Source organism: Nitrospirota bacterium (assembly GCA_016235245.1).
In the GTDB taxonomy this organism is placed as follows: domain Bacteria; phylum Nitrospirota; class Thermodesulfovibrionia; order Thermodesulfovibrionales; family UBA6898; genus UBA6898.
Window position 1 is genome coordinate 32,373 of the sequence record JACRLO010000001.1, and the last position, 14,513, is coordinate 46,885.

A 14,513-nucleotide genomic window follows, 5' to 3' on the forward strand; every position below is an offset into this window, starting at 1 on the left:
TGTATCGATAAGTGAATTATCTTTCCAACGCACCTATTTTCAGCAATGGTGTGATAGAATAATTCAATAAAATCAACGGGAAAAATGGTCGGGGCGAAAGGATTTGAACCTTCGACCCCACGGTCCCGAACCGTGTGCGCTACCGGACTGCGCTACGCCCCGAACATGACATAATAGAAAGCAAGCCCTGCGCTTGTCAAGTAAGCCTCATAACAACGGTATAGCTGAAGGCATAAAAAGACATGGACATATCGAGCAGAGTCAACATAGTGAAGATCAGGGATGCTTCTGTAGAAGAGGTAGAGGATTTTGTTGCCGTTGAAAAAAAAGTGAGGATATCGGTAAACGGCAGACATGCTCTCAGCCTTTACTGCAGCCCGCAGATGATCAGGGAGTTTGTCGTCGGCGTAGTCTTCAATGAAGGCCTGATCTCGGGAGGATGGTGCGCAGAGAGGATATCGATCACCTACGGCGAGGAGATCAATGTAGATATACCGGCAAGCGGCACGATCGCTGAGGGTGAAAAGATTACCACATCAGGCTGCGCCGGCGGTATAAGCCTGAACAGGGCGCTCCCCTCAGAAAGGATATCAGACCCAGCGGTCTTTGATCTCCAGGATATCAGGGGACTGTACCATGAGTTTCAAAAAAGATCTGAAGGATACAAGGCAACAGGCGGAGTCCATAGTGCAGCTCTTGCCGACAGACAGCGCATGCTCTTTTTTGCTGAAGATATCGGCAGGCATAATGCCGTGGACAAGGTAATCGGGTATGCTCTTCTTGAAGATATCCCTTTCCCCGGAAAAATCATGCTTGCAAGCGGCAGACTCTCCTCGGAGATCGTTCTGAAGTGCGGACGCTGCGGAATTCGGGTTATCAGCAGCAGGGCAGCACCTACCAGCCTTTCCGTTGATATCGCTGAATCGTCCGGCCTAACCCTTATCGGGTTTGCACGCGGCGACAGAATGAATATCTACACGGGCAGGCAGAGAATAAGACTATAGATCGAAGAGCTTTTTTCTGAGAATCACAATCTCGAAACTGACTGCCGCCATGGCAACAAGATTATGTATGTACCCAAGCCCCGCATCGAGGACCGACCTGTTTCCGTTATCTACATAGAGCAGTCCGATAATCTTGTCTCTGATCGTAACCGGCATCATGCAACAGTCCTGAGGCGTTCCATTAAGCCGTTCAATGAGCAATTCGTTGCCGGGTATCTTCAGGAGAGGACCCCGATAGTATGTTTTCCTGCTGAGGACTTCTGAGAATATAGACTGCCCATCAGCAGGCACATTAAAATGGTCAACTTCAACACCACGTGCCTTCCATCCGGAGACTGCGTTGCCCTTAACGAGGAAAACCGCGGCCCTTGACGCAACAGGCTTCGTGTCGTTCAGGAGTATGCCTATGACCTCTTCCTTGTCCCGAACTGCAGCAAACTGCTCTTTAACCTTTACGATCTGCTGAGCTGCGTCCTCAGGTTTCTTGTCCTCCTGGGCATCCGCGCCGCCAAAAACACTGATGTAACGGAGATCCCTTTTGAGGTCGTAATACTTCTCAAGGCAGTAAAGAAGCCTCAGCTCTGTAATGACATAGGGGATAATATCAAGGCCAATAAGAAAACGGAGTTCGTCAACGGTAGACAGGGATCGCGGATCAAGCATTGCAGCATGCAGCCTGTTGCGGTCTTTCCTGAACGGCAGGATCTTGTATTTGTCGGCAAACTCAGCGGTGATGGTCGCTATTACCTCTGGGTCAATGGCATTCAGATCAGCCACCTTGACTGCAGGGACTTTGAAAAAGGAACTCAGGAAGGAAAGCATCTCATTTTCTTTGATAAAGCCGAGTTCAATGATGTTCGACCCGATCCGGCCGCCGAAGATGACCTGTCGTTCGAGAGCCTTTTTCAGCTGATCTCTGGTGATGATACTGTTCTTGATTAATGCTTCGCCGAGTTTCATCAGGACTATTGTATCACTTTATCCCGTATTTATATAAGCGGTGTCTGAATGACCTGAACGTGAGATTGAGAAGCTTGGCCGCATCGGTCTTGCTGCCATTGGATTTTGCCAACGCCTTAAGGAGATAGCCCTTTTCAATCTCCTCGATGATCTTTTCAAGATCAACGCCTTCCTCATCAAGATCAGGGACCCCCGATTCTTTGCGTGCTACCGTAAAAAATTCTTCGGGCAGGTCGTCAGGAAAGATCGTATTCCCTTCTGTCAGCAGGACAACCCGCTCGACCATGTTCTCAAGTTCGCGCACATTGCCCTTCCAGGGATACTTCATGAGAATGCGGAGCGCCTCAGAAGACAGCCTCTTTGCGCCTCCCGAAAATTTGCGGAAGAAATGATCCAGCAGAAGCGGGATATCCTCCGGCCGTTCCCTGAGCGGGGGCATTTGCAGAGGGATAACATTCAGTCGATAGAAGAGGTCCTCCCTGAAACTCCCTGCGGCTATCGCGTCTGACAGATTCCTGTTTGTTGCGGATATGACCCTGACATCGACGGTGATGTCAGCTACACCTCCTACTCTCCTGAATGTGCCATTTTCCAGGACACGCAACAGCTTTGGCTGCAGGGAGAGCGGCATTTCAGCTATTTCGTCAAGGAGGATCGTCCCCTGGTCCGCAATCTCGAAGAGCCCTTCCTTGTTCTGGACAGCCCCAGTGAATGAACCCTTTACGTGACCAAAGAGCTCTGTCTCAAGAAGTCCTTCCGGAAAAGTGGCGCAGTTAATGGTGACAAAATTCTTGTTCTTTCTTGTGCTCAGGTTATGCAGCGCTGCGGCAACCAACTCCTTGCCGCAGCCGCTTTCACCGGTAATCAGCACCGTAGAACTGCTCTGGGCAACTTTGGGAATGAGCCGGAAAAGTTCCTGCATCCGGGGGCTTTTGCCGATGATGTTCTCGATGCGATAGGTAGTCTGTACCTTCTCCCTGAGAACAGAGATTTCCTCGCTGAGCCTCTTCTTCTCAAAAGCCTTATTGATGATAAGGCGGATTTCATCGATCTTGAAAGGCTTATGGATATAGTCATACGCCCCCAGTTTCATTGCTTCGATCGTCGATTCAGTGGTGCCAAAAGCCGTGATCATGATTACGATACTGGTGGGCGATATTTCCTTCACTTTTTTGAGGACTTCAAAACCATCTGCCTTCGGCATCTTGATATCCGTGATCACGATATCGAAAATATCCTCCTGTATCCTCCTGATGCCATCCTGACCATCTGAGGCAGAAAGGATCTCATACCCCTCGTCCTCCAGAAGGATCTTCAGCACCTCGCGCATGCTCTTTTCGTCTTCGACTATGAGAATTCTGCCCTTATTTTCCATAGGTCCTCGGTAGTATAATCTCAAAGGTTGTCCCTGATCCAGGGTTGCTCCGCACCATAATATTCCCCTGATGCTCTTCCACGATCCTGTGGGCAATGGACAACCCAAGTCCGGTTCCCCGCTCTTTTGTCGTATGGAAGGGATAAAAGATCTTTTCAATATCATCCTTCGACATTCCCGGTCCTGTATCAGAAAATATAACCGCTACCCTGTCCCGGGTCTCTTTTGTGGAGACCGTAAGTTCCCCACCCTTTTCCATGGCCTCAAGTGCGTTGATGCCCAGGTTCCAGAAAACCTGTCTTATCTTCAGCGGATCCAGAGAAACCAGCAGTTCCCCTTCACACTCCTGCCGGACAATAATATCCCCCATGCTCTGTGCTCTGTTTCTAAGGAGCTCAAGCGTATCCCTCAGAAGCGAATTCAGGTCTACGGTCTGAATATCAAGCGGCTTGGGCCTTGAATAGGTGAGGAAATCCGTCACGATAGTGTTCAGTCTCTCTGTCTCGTTAATGGCAATGCCCATCAGCTTGTCCCGGTGCTTATCCGGAATCTTGCCTTCTCTGAGCATCTCGATGGATCCTCTAAGGGAAGCAAGAGGATTTCTGATCTCATGTGCAATATTCGCGGATAGTTCGCCGATTGCCGCCCATTTTTCCTTATTTTTCATTTCATTTTCAAGTTCTTTCAACGCAGTCAGATCCTGAAAAATGCCGATGAATCCCGTTTCCTTGCCGCTGATATCCCTCAGAATCGAAATATGTATCCCGATGATCTTCTTCTCGTGATTCTGTCTGGTCAAGATCCCGTCCTGTCGTCCTTCCCGGATCGGAATCTTCAAAAATGGCAGGGCATTCTCTATGGTGCTGCCGATAATCTCGTTTTTTGCCATGCCGGTAATCTGCTCTGCAGCCCTGTTGAAGATAAGCACCTTTCCCTCAATATCGGTAGTGACAAGGCCACTGGGCAAGCTCTCGATGACCTTCATATTGAAAAGTTCCAGGTCTCTGAGATGAGTGTCCTTCTCCGCCAGCTTCTCTACGGTCTCTTCGAGCCGTGACGAGAGATACCCCGCAAGATAGGCGGTTACATAAAACGATATCGTATGGATGAAAATATTATAGAGAAACTGTTTTTCGAGCACGCTGCCTTCATAGGGAATCGGGATCAGTCCGTAAAATTGCAGATCGAGCAGGGCTCCATACAGGATGCAGCTCATGCTTGCGATAATATACCCGGCCTTCTGATTCAGCACAATGCTTGAGGACATTACCGTAAGGATCAGGGTAAAGGAAAACCAGCTCTCAAGCCCACCGGTTATATAGATCAGCGCAATCTCGGCAAAGACATCGAGGACAAGCTGGATGTAGGCGAAGAGAATCATCTTTTTTACCCGCCGTATAAACAGGACATAGATGATTGTCAGTGCGTACAGGGAGATAATAAAAAAAGATATTGCGCGCGGGTTCGGGAAAAATTCTATTTTAAAGATGAAGGCTGAGCCAAGAAGCAGGCTGACAAACAAGGCCCTGAATACGATCAGGGCCTTGAGTCGTAGATGCAAGGCGGCATCTGCCATGCAGATTACTTAATGAGGGTGATTAGCTTGAATATGGGCAGATACATGGCAATAACAATAAATCCGACCGACCCTCCGAGGAAGACCATGAGCATCGGCTCCATCATAGCGGTCAGGTTTCCGACCGCAGCGTCAACTTCATCGTCATAAAAATCAGCTATCTTGTTAAGCATGGCGTCGAGTGCGCCGGTGGCCTCACCGACCGAGATCATATGTGTGACCATGGGCGGGAAAACCTTGGATTTCATAAGCGGCTCAGCAAGCGTCTTTCCTTCGGTAACGGCCTGCCTGACCTCCATGACTGCATACTCGATAATCTTGTTGCCCGCTGTTTTTGCCGTGATCTCAAGACCGTCCAGAATCGGGACACCGCTGCTGATCAAGGTTCCGAGCGTCCGGGTAAACTTGGCTACCGCGACCTTCCTGAGCAGAATACCGAAAATGGGCAGTTTTAGGAAGAGACGATCGGTCATGGCTGTCCCTTTTTCGGTCTTGCGGATCTGCTTAAACCCGACAACTGCCGCAGCGATCAGCATCGCGGTGATCACTCCTCCGATACCTGCAAGAAAACTGCTGATCTTCATAACCATCAGCGTAGGCAGCGGAAGTGTGCCGCCCATAGATGTAAACATCTTTGAAAAAGTCGGCACAACAAAGATCATGATGATCGCAATAACTGCAATCGCTATCGTCGAAACAACGATCGGATAGATCATCGCTCCCTTGACCTTCTTCTTCAGTTTCATCGCCTTTTCCATGTAGGCTGCAAGCCTGTTCAGTATGGTATCGAGAATACCTCCTGATTCACCAGCAGCCACCATATTCGCATACAGGTCAGTAAAGACCTTGGGATGCTTCCTGAGCGCATCAGCATAGGTAGCACCTCCTTCGACATCACTCTTGATAATCGAAAGGGCTTTCGCCAGCGACTTGCTCTCAACCTGCTGTGAAAGGATATCAAGGGCCTGAACAAGCGGCAGACCTGCATCTATCATAGTGGCAAACTGCCGGGTAAAAATAACGATGTCCTTGTCTTTGACCCCGCCGCCGAAACTGAGCCTGCTTGCGGCCTTTTCCTTTGGGCGGACCAGTGTAGCGGTAATACTCCTCTTTCTCAGCTGGGCAATCACCTCGTCCTTCGAGTTGGCGGCAATCTCACCGGTCTCTATCAATCCCTTGGTTGTCTTACCTGACCATTCAAATATCGTTGCCATGAACTATTACCTCCCACGCGCAGAGGGAGAAGAACTGAGCCTCTGCAACATCTGGATTATTTCTTCAGGTACCGGCGACCTGGCGATTGCATCTTCATATGCGATATGTCCCTTGGTATACAGCTCAATGAGCGACTGGTTCATCGTCTGCATTCCGAACTTGCCCTGACCTGTCTGCATCATGGAATAAATCTGGTGGATCTTGTCCTCACGGATCAGGTTTCTGATGGCAGCGTTCGGCACAAGCAGTTCGATGGCAAGCGCTCTCCCCTTGCCTGATTTTTTCGCAATCAACTGCTGAGACAATACACCTTCAAGAACAAAGGAGAGTTGAACGCGAATCTGCTCCTGCTGGTGCGGAGGGAAAACATCGATGATTCGGTTAATGGTCTGCACTGCCGAGTTGGTATGAAGCGTTGCGAGAGTCAGGTGACCGGTTTCAGAAACAGTCAGCGCTGCTTCGATCGTTTCAAGGTCTCTCATCTCACCGATAAGTACAACATCAGGGTCCTGCCTGAGAACATACCGGAGCGCTGCCTTGAACGAGGAAGTGTCCGCATGGACTTCTCTCTGGTTGATAAGACATTTTTTGTGCCCGTGCAGATATTCGATAGGATCTTCAACCGTGATGATATGATCATAACGTTCCGAGTTTATCCGGTCGACCATGGCGGCAAGAGTCGTCGACTTGCCGCTGCCCGTGGGCCCTGTGCAGAGAATAAGTCCACGCGGCCTTTTTACCAGGTCATTCACCACCTCAGGGAGCCCCAGGTCCTGAAAGGTTTTGATCTCAAAGGGAATGGTTCTGAACGCTCCGGCCACAGCACCCCTCTGCATAAAAATATTTCCTCTGAATCTGCTCAGCCCTTTCACGCCGAAAGAGAGATCAAGCTCGTTATTCTCTTCAAACTTGTGTTTCTGTGCATCCGTCAGGATGCTGTAGGACAGGGTTTTTGTCTCGACAGGCGTAAGCTGTGGATGATCAAGGGGAATAAGCTTACCATCGATCCTGAGTCTCGGGGGGCTTCCAGTCGTGATATGAAGGTCAGAGGCACCTTTCTCAATCATGACTTTCAGCAGATCATAAATTGTCGCCATTCACTTCTCCTTTAATCACCAAAGGTGACGCGTAACACTTCTTCGATAGTCGTTACGCCTTCTGCAATCTTTGTCATGCCGCTCATTCTTAAGGTCTTCATGCCAAGCCGCACTGCAGCCTTTTTGATCTCTGCAGAAGACGCCCCTTCAAGAATCAGTTCCTTGAGTTCATCCTTGATAAGCATCACCTCATAGAGAGCAACTCTGCCTTTGTACCCGGTATTGTTGCAGGTCGGGCACCCCTTGCCTTTATAGACCTTCAAACTCTTAGCTTCTTCCTCGGGATAACCGATCTTGGTCAGGGCCAGCATCGGGACAGGATCTTCCGCCTTGCAGCCGGAGCAGATCCTCCGAGCAAGCCTCTGGGCAACAATAAGGATAACCGCAGATGAAACAAGAAACGGCTCAATACCCATATTCAAAAGTCTGCTTATCGTGCCCGGAGCATCATTGGTATGAAGTGTGCTCAGCACGAGATGTCCTGTCAGAGCGGCTTTGACGCCGATTTCAGCAGTCTCGAAGTCCCGGATCTCACCGACCATGATTATATCCGGATCCTGCCGGAGGAATGACCTCAGGGCTGCAGCAAAGGTCAGCCCTATCTCCTCTTTCATCTGCACCTGGTTAATGCCCATGAAATTGTATTCGACCGGATCTTCAGCGGTCATGATATTCGTATCTGCTTTATTAAGGTGGTTCAATGCAGAATACAGTGTCGTAGTCTTACCACTTCCCGTAGGACCGGTTACCAGGATCATGCCATAGGGTTTATTGAGGGCCTCCATGAAATCGTCCATTGCAGAAACCTCAAAACCAAGCTTTGTCAGGTCGACCTGCAGATTGGCCTTGTCAAGGAGTCGGAGAACCGTCTTTTCGCCGAACAGACAGGGAAGAACCGATACGCGGAAGTCGATCTCACGCTTCTTGCCTAACTTGAGTTTGATTCGACCGTCCTGCGGAAGTCTGCGCTCTGCAATATCAAGCTTGGACATAATCTTGATTCTCGAAGTAAGCGCAGCCTTGATCTTCGTGGGAAGGTTCATGACCGTGTACATGACGCCGTCAACACGGTATCTCACTCTCAGGGAGTTCTCATACGGCTCGACATGGATATCGCTTGCGCCTGATTTAATAGCGTTAACGAAGATGCCATTGACCAGCTTTACAATCGGCGCTTCTACGTCCCTTACTACTTCTGAATCATCTCTTTCCTCAAGAACGTCGACACCATCCAGGGCGTTACCAACGATCGAATCAAAGTCTTCGACGCTCACTTGCGGGCCATCGTCCGTGCTTCCAAAATCGGCTCCCGCCGCCAGGTCAGAGTCGGTGAAGGTATAGTCTTTTGCCTGAAGAATAGCGTTCGTTGTTGCAGCCGACTTTTGCGATGAACCGGTAGTTGCAAGGACATTTTCGCCCTTGCCGAGATAGTAGGTCGTGATGCCATTAATAATTGCGCTCTCGCTCGAGACCACAACTTCAACATTATAGCCGGTCATAAACTTGACATCGTCTATCGCAAAAACATTAGAAGGATCAGCCATTGCGATGGTGAGCGTTGCTCCGACTCTTGCTACAGGCATGATCAGATACTTTTTTGCCATGTCAGCAGGAACAAGCTTGAGCACCGCGGAATCGATCTTGTAATCAGAAAGGTTTATCGCAGGGACACCATACTGCTTACTCAGAAATGCAACGAGTTTATCTTCTATAATAAAGCCAAGTTTTACCAGGTTGGTTCCAAGCCTTCCGCCTTCCCTCTTCTGGGCGTTAAGGGCCTGCTTCAACTGGTCCTCAGTAATAATGCTTGAGGCAATGAGAATTTGCCCGAGTTTGGCCGCCATATGATTAAAATATATGAAAATAGGGCTATTGTCAACAAACAAACTGTTAATAAAAATTACAATGTTTCTTGTTTATCTTCAAGTAGTTTCTAAGCCCTGAGACCTCCCATTTTTCTGTTCATCATCGAAAACGCCATAAGAAAATATCTTTTTCATGCTTACGTAAATATTTTCGCGTCAGCCGCCCTGTCACTGCCCTCCCCTTGGGCCTAAACAGCCTGCTATTAGTGACTAAATCACCCAATTGATTATAATAAGCCAATATCCATGAGCATCGACCATGATCATAAAATGCCGACAACTGAAGACCTTGAGCGCGCAGAAAGGCTCCATCAGGTGATTGAGGCTCTCTGCGAAGTCAACAAACGCTTCCCTGTGGTTGTAGAAGGGAAGAAGGACTTGCAGGCCCTGAGAAAGCTGGGTCTATCCGGAGATATCATACCGCTTCACCGGGGCAAAGGGCTTTATGATTTTTCAGAGGAATTAGCCGAGAGGTTCTCAAAAGTCGTATTGCTCCCTGATTGGGACACAAAGGGAGATAACCTGTTCAGGGTATTGAGAGAAAACCTGCCGGGACATTGGGAAGAATATGCAGCATTCAGAGAATTGCTCAGGATGATCTGCCAGAAGGACATTAAGGACGTGGAAAGTATACCGGCCCTGCTTCTGAGGCTGGAGGGAAGTAATTAGCAGTTGAAAAATCTCGGCAGGAAGGGGGAAGACCTTGCAGCAGCTCTCTGCAAAGAAAAGGGGTTGACCGTAATCGAAAAGAACTTTCGCACCCCTTTTGGGGAAATTGACCTCATTGCGAAGGACGGCAATATCATTGTATTTATTGAAGTAAAGACACGAACAGGCGATGCCTATGGTGCTCCATTCGAGGCAGTGACCAGTCGCAAACGGGCAAAAATCACAAAAGTCGCCATGAGCTACCTGAAAAGATTCAGAAAAGAAGTGCCTGCACGCTTCGACGTTATCAGCATTTCCATGAAGAACGGAAAGCCGGATCTTGAATATATTCAGGACGCCTTTGAGGTTTGAGCTGCCCGGCGGTTTGACTCAGAAGGAACAAATCTTATAAACTTATGGCACACTGATTACCCGCCATGCTGTTAATTAATCCATTGTGATTCAGTCCGGGTATATATTTTAATACTATTGAGAGGTTATGCACGCATGAATTCCGAAACTGCAAAAAACACTTCACCTGATTCGCCGGATACGAATATCCCCAATGCTCCCCGGGAAGAGAGCTTTGCCGAACTGCTCGCACAGAGCAGCAAGCAGTCTGTCAGATTCTCACCAGGCCAGAAGCTGAAGACCAAGATCGTCAGCATATCCGGCGACCTGGCCTTTATTGACCTCGCCGATAAAAGCGAAGGGGCCATCGATCTTATTGAGTTCAAAGACAAGGATGGCAATATACAGGCAAAGGCAGGAGATGTGATTGACGCTTTTTTCATATCCGTTGAGAGCGGCCTGCGGAAGTTCACGACCCTGGTGCACGGGTACTCAGCGGTAAGCCTCAAGAGTATCCGCGACGCCTTTGAAGCTGAAATACCTGTACAAGGTGAGATTAAGCGCGAAGTAAAAGGCGGCTTTGAAGTTCTTGTCGGCGATGTGAGATGCTTCTGCCCCTTTTCGCAGATTGACCTCAAGGGTGGCAGAGAAGGCGGTGTTTATCTTGGCCGCACATTTCCGTTCAAAGTCCTTGAGTTCGAAGAAAATGGCAGGAACATCATCCTTTCGCGCCGTGCAATTCTCGAAAAAGAAAAAACTGAGAAAATTGAAAAACTCAGGGAAACCCTCCAGGTCGGCGCAGAGGTGACCGGCACGGTCCGTTCAGTCATGAATTTCGGGGCCTTCGTTGACCTCGGCGGCATTGACGGCCTTATCCCTGCAAGTGAGCTGTCCTGGGCAAGGAACGAAAAGCCTTCGGATATTCTATCCCTTGGCCAACAGGTTACCGCAAAGGTTCTCTCTATTGACTGGGAAAAGAATAAGTTGAGCCTGAGCCTCAAGGCAATGGAAGCAGATCCCTGGACACAGATTGCAGATACCTATAAGGAAGGAAGCCGAATCAGCGGGAAGATCGTCCGCCTTGCTCCGTTTGGCGCTTTCGTAAACCTTGAGCCTGGCATTGACGGACTTATTCATATTTCAAACCTCGGAGCAGGAAGAAGGATCAACCATCCCCGGGAAGTGGTCGAGACCGGCCAGACTGTCGAGGTCTATGTCCTCGCAGTAGATAAAGAAAGCAGAAAGATCAGCCTTTCGATAAATCCCAAAGTAGAACCCCAGAAGATCGCACTTCCCGAGGTTGGCGAAACCCTTGAGGGCAGGGTTGAAAAGATCATGCCCTTTGGCATTTTCGTAAAGCTCAAGAGCGGCCTGACAGGGCTCGTTCCAAACAATGAGATGGCGACCTCCCAGGGTGCTGACCATAAGAAGATGTTTCCTGAAGGCTCTGAGATGAAGGTGACGGTCATCGAAGTTGATACGGACAGCAACAAGGTCAAGCTCAGCAGAAAGGCTGCCATGGATATGGTGGTGAAACAGGAATATCAGGAGTATCTTACCGAGTCTGGCCAGACGACCGGTTCTTCGTCCAGCTTTGGAACATTCGGCGACCTCCTCAAGGCAAAACTGGAAGGGAAAAAATAGCTTCTGTCACATTCATAGCTCATGGTTTTCGACCATGGGCTATGAACTCTTCACCCCTATCTCCAACATCTTCTTTTTTATTTCTTTTATTTTATCCCGGATAACTGCTGCGCGTTCGAAATCGAGTTTTTTGGCCGCTTCCTTCATCTCCGCATCCAGACGCTTAAGCGTTCCCTCGTCAACACCATATTCAGCCTCTTCCTCTGCAGCAATTGGTATATTCCAATAGTCTGCCTCATAGATAGAACCCGCAATGTCCTTGATACTGCTCTTTATCGTTTCAGGCGTGATACCCATTTCCCGGTTATGCGCCTCCTGCAGCGTACGCCTCCGGTTCGTTTCATCAAGAGCCTTTTTCATTGAGCCGGTAACCTTATCGGCATAAAATATTACCTCCCCGTTCACATTTCGGGCTGCCCTCCCTGTCGTCTGTATGAGCGAGCGCTCTGATCTGAGAAAGCCCTCCTTATCCGCATCGAGGATGGCCACCAGCGAAACCTCAGGCAGATCAAGCCCTTCCCTCAGCAGGTTCACACCCACGAGGACATCGAATTTACCCAGTCGCAGGTCTCTGATGATCTCCACCCGTTCGAGGGTATCAATATCTGAGTGCAGATACCTGGTCCTGATCCCGAGTTCCAGATAATAATCGGTCAGATCCTCTGCCATTTTTTTGGTGAGCGTCGTCACCAGTACCCGTTCATCTTTTTCCGCTCTTTTGCGAATCTCGCCCAACAGGTCCTGGACCTGACCCGAAACCGGACGAACAGAAGGCCTTGGGTCAAGGAGGCCTGTCGGCCGGATGATCTGTTCAATGATCCTGCTGCCCGAATGTTCCACCTCATACGGCGCGGGTGTTGCAGATACATAAATGGTCTGGCCGACCTTCTCTGCAAACTCATCGAACTTCAGAGGTCTGTTGTCAAGCGCCGATGGCAGCCTGAATCCGAAATCGATGAGCGTCTGCTTTCTCGACCGGTCCCCTTCGTACATGCCCCGGATCTGGGGCACGGTCGCATGTGATTCATCGATCACCATCAAAAAGTCCTCAGGGAAATAATGCATCAGCGTATAGGGCGGCGCACCGGCCGCTCTGCCGCTTAAATGACGCGAGTAGTTCTCTATGCCGTGGCAGTAATTGAACTCTTTCAGCATCTCCATGTCAAAACGCGTCCGTTCCTCGATCCTCCGCGCCTCGATGATCTTGCCCTGCTGCAGGAACCTTTCGACCTGCTCCTTCATCTCCTGTTCGATATTCTTCAGCGCAGTTTCGAGCCGGTCCCTCGGCGTAAGCCAATGGCTGTTGGGGAACAGGGCGATCTTGTCCATCTTCCGTATCCGGTTGCCGCTCAGCGGGTCTATCTCGCTGATGGCATCGAGCGTATCGCCGAAGAATTCGAGTCTAATTGCACGGTCCTGTGCAAAAGAAGGGTAAATCTCGACCACATCACCCCGCACTCTGAAACTGCCCCGCTTGAACTCGATATCTGTCCGCTTGTACTGGATCTCGACCAGCCTGTCAAGGACTGCGTCCCTTTCAGACTGCATATTCTCCTCAAGATAGAGGTGCATATCCATGTAATCCTGAGGAGAGCCTATGCCGTAGATGCAGGAGACCGACGCCACTACGATCACATCCCTTCTTTCGAGCACAGCGCGCGTTGCAGAGTGTCTCAGCCTGTCTATGTCGTCGTTGATGAGCGCGTCTTTTTCTATATAGGTATCAGTAGTTGGAAGGTATGCCTCGGGCTGGTAGTAGTCATAATAGCTCACAAAAAACTCGACCGCATTCTCCGGAAAAAGTTCCTTGAATTCGCCGTACAGCTGGGCAGCAAGCGTCTTGTTATGGGCCATGATAAGCGCAGGCCGCCCCAATTTTGCGATCACCTGCGCGATTGTAAAGGTCTTTCCCGAGCCGGTAACACCAAGCAGCACCTGATGCTTCCTGCCCTTGTTCACTCCCTCAGTGAGCCTTCTGATCGCCTGTGGCTGGTCCCCCCCGGGCTCAAACGGTGTCGAAATCCTGAATGGGGTCATCACCAGCTCTTCAGCAGGCGAAGTAACGTATCGGTGTCAGAAAGATCCTGAAAAACCATGTCTGCCGCTGTTTCGGATAGCGATCCGTATGAATAGGGACCGGTTGCAACGGCAATCGAACAGGCTCCATATGGCTTGGAGCAGTCCACATCCCTTGGGGTATCTCCAATGACAACGCATTTTCGGTAATCAATATCAAGTGATCTTTTCCTCCTCAGTTTTTCTACTGCAATCGGCAGAAGTCTGTTCCTGTCAGCATCATCGTCTCCGTACGCGCCTATCTGAAAGTATCTGGCCAGATCGAAAGCCTCCAGCTTTATCATGGCGCCTTCTTCGATATTACCGGTAAGGAGGCCGAGCACGAAATCTCCACTCTGTTCGATCCCGGCAAGTGCTTGCCTTATGCCGGCCTTTACGTGGCCTTCTGATGCATCAATAGTATTCCTGAGATGGGTTATATAGCTTTCGAAAAATGCGGGAACAGCTCCATTGGAACTCGCGACATTGTGCAGTTTTAATCCCTCTGTCAGTATCTGAAGGTCTGTCTTCCCGGCCATGCTTATGCTCCTGAAGGCATCGCCTACGGAGAAGATCTCTTCAAACGCCCGGTTCAGCGCCTTGACACCCGCCCCGCCTGAATCGATAAGCGTTCCGTCTATATCAAACAGTATGAATTTCATCTTTTACAATATCGCCTGCTCCTGCTACAAGTCAATTAGGTTCCTGGGTGGCAGAAAGAAC

General features: G+C 49.6%; 12 protein-coding genes and 1 tRNA gene. 4 read left to right on the forward strand and 9 right to left on the reverse strand.

The genetic code is table 11. The features are described 5' to 3' along the window. Positions 1 to 85: 85 nt before the first annotated feature. A tRNA-Pro gene (locus HZB31_00155) sits at positions 86 to 162 on the reverse strand. An 80-nt stretch (positions 163 to 242) separates the two neighbouring features. Here HZB31_00155 and fdhD point away from each other — a divergent pair. Beyond that, a complete protein-coding gene (gene fdhD, locus HZB31_00160) occupies positions 243 to 1,004 on the forward strand; it encodes a formate dehydrogenase accessory sulfurtransferase FdhD (protein ID MBI5846366.1) in 762 nt (253 codons plus the stop codon). Here the strand turns inward: fdhD and HZB31_00165 are convergent. Genes HZB31_00165 through pilB form a run of 6 tightly spaced genes read right to left on the reverse strand, consistent with a single transcriptional unit; the run spans position 999 to position 9,071 of the window. Next, complete coding sequence (locus tag HZB31_00165; protein MBI5846367.1) at positions 999 to 1,964, reverse strand: hypothetical protein; 966 nt, start codon at positions 1,962 to 1,964, stop codon at positions 999 to 1,001. The two genes, fdhD and HZB31_00165, sit on opposite strands and share 6 nt — an antisense overlap. A 13-nt stretch (positions 1,965 to 1,977) precedes the next feature. After that, a complete protein-coding gene (locus HZB31_00170) occupies positions 1,978 to 3,339 on the reverse strand; it encodes a sigma-54-dependent Fis family transcriptional regulator (protein ID MBI5846368.1) in 1,362 nt (453 codons plus the stop codon). Continuing rightward, entirely contained in the window at positions 3,329 to 4,900 is a 1,572-nt protein-coding gene (locus tag HZB31_00175) for a PAS domain S-box protein (protein ID MBI5846369.1), read from the reverse strand. The genes HZB31_00170 and HZB31_00175 overlap by 11 nt, the downstream gene beginning before the upstream one ends. A gap of 20 nt (positions 4,901 to 4,920) precedes the next feature. Further along, positions 4,921 to 6,129: a type II secretion system F family protein gene (locus tag HZB31_00180; protein ID MBI5846370.1), complete on the reverse strand. Its 1,209-nt coding sequence runs from the start codon at positions 6,127 to 6,129 to the stop codon at positions 4,921 to 4,923. A gap of 6 nt (positions 6,130 to 6,135) precedes the next feature. Next, a complete protein-coding gene (locus HZB31_00185) occupies positions 6,136 to 7,227 on the reverse strand; it encodes a type IV pilus twitching motility protein PilT (GenBank protein ID MBI5846371.1) in 1,092 nt (363 codons plus the stop codon). An 11-nt stretch (positions 7,228 to 7,238) separates the two neighbouring features. Next, entirely contained in the window at positions 7,239 to 9,071 is a 1,833-nt protein-coding gene (gene pilB, locus HZB31_00190) for a type IV-A pilus assembly ATPase PilB (GenBank protein ID MBI5846372.1), read from the reverse strand. Positions 9,072 to 9,338: 267 nt separating this feature from the next. On the opposite strand from pilB, the gene HZB31_00195 reads away from it, so the two are divergent. From HZB31_00195 to rpsA, 3 genes are all read left to right on the forward strand, one after another. Then, complete coding sequence (locus HZB31_00195) at positions 9,339 to 9,761, forward strand: hypothetical protein (protein ID MBI5846373.1); 423 nt, start codon at positions 9,339 to 9,341, stop codon at positions 9,759 to 9,761. A 3-nt stretch (positions 9,762 to 9,764) separates the two neighbouring features. Next, positions 9,765 to 10,112: a YraN family protein gene (locus HZB31_00200; GenBank protein MBI5846374.1), complete on the forward strand. Its 348-nt coding sequence runs from the start codon at positions 9,765 to 9,767 to the stop codon at positions 10,110 to 10,112. A gap of 135 nt (positions 10,113 to 10,247) precedes the next feature. Then, on the forward strand, positions 10,248 to 11,735 hold the full coding sequence (gene rpsA / locus HZB31_00205; protein ID MBI5846375.1) for a 30S ribosomal protein S1: 1,488 nt from the start codon (positions 10,248 to 10,250) through the stop codon (positions 11,733 to 11,735). Positions 11,736 to 11,774: 39 nt separating this feature from the next. Here rpsA and uvrB read toward each other — a convergent pair whose 3' ends face one another. After that, entirely contained in the window at positions 11,775 to 13,772 is a 1,998-nt protein-coding gene (gene uvrB / locus HZB31_00210; protein MBI5846376.1) for an excinuclease ABC subunit UvrB, read from the reverse strand. Next, positions 13,772 to 14,452: an HAD hydrolase-like protein gene (locus tag HZB31_00215; GenBank protein MBI5846377.1), complete on the reverse strand. Its 681-nt coding sequence runs from the start codon at positions 14,450 to 14,452 to the stop codon at positions 13,772 to 13,774. The genes uvrB and HZB31_00215 overlap by 1 nt, the downstream gene beginning before the upstream one ends. Between the last annotated feature and the right edge of the window lie 61 nt (positions 14,453 to 14,513).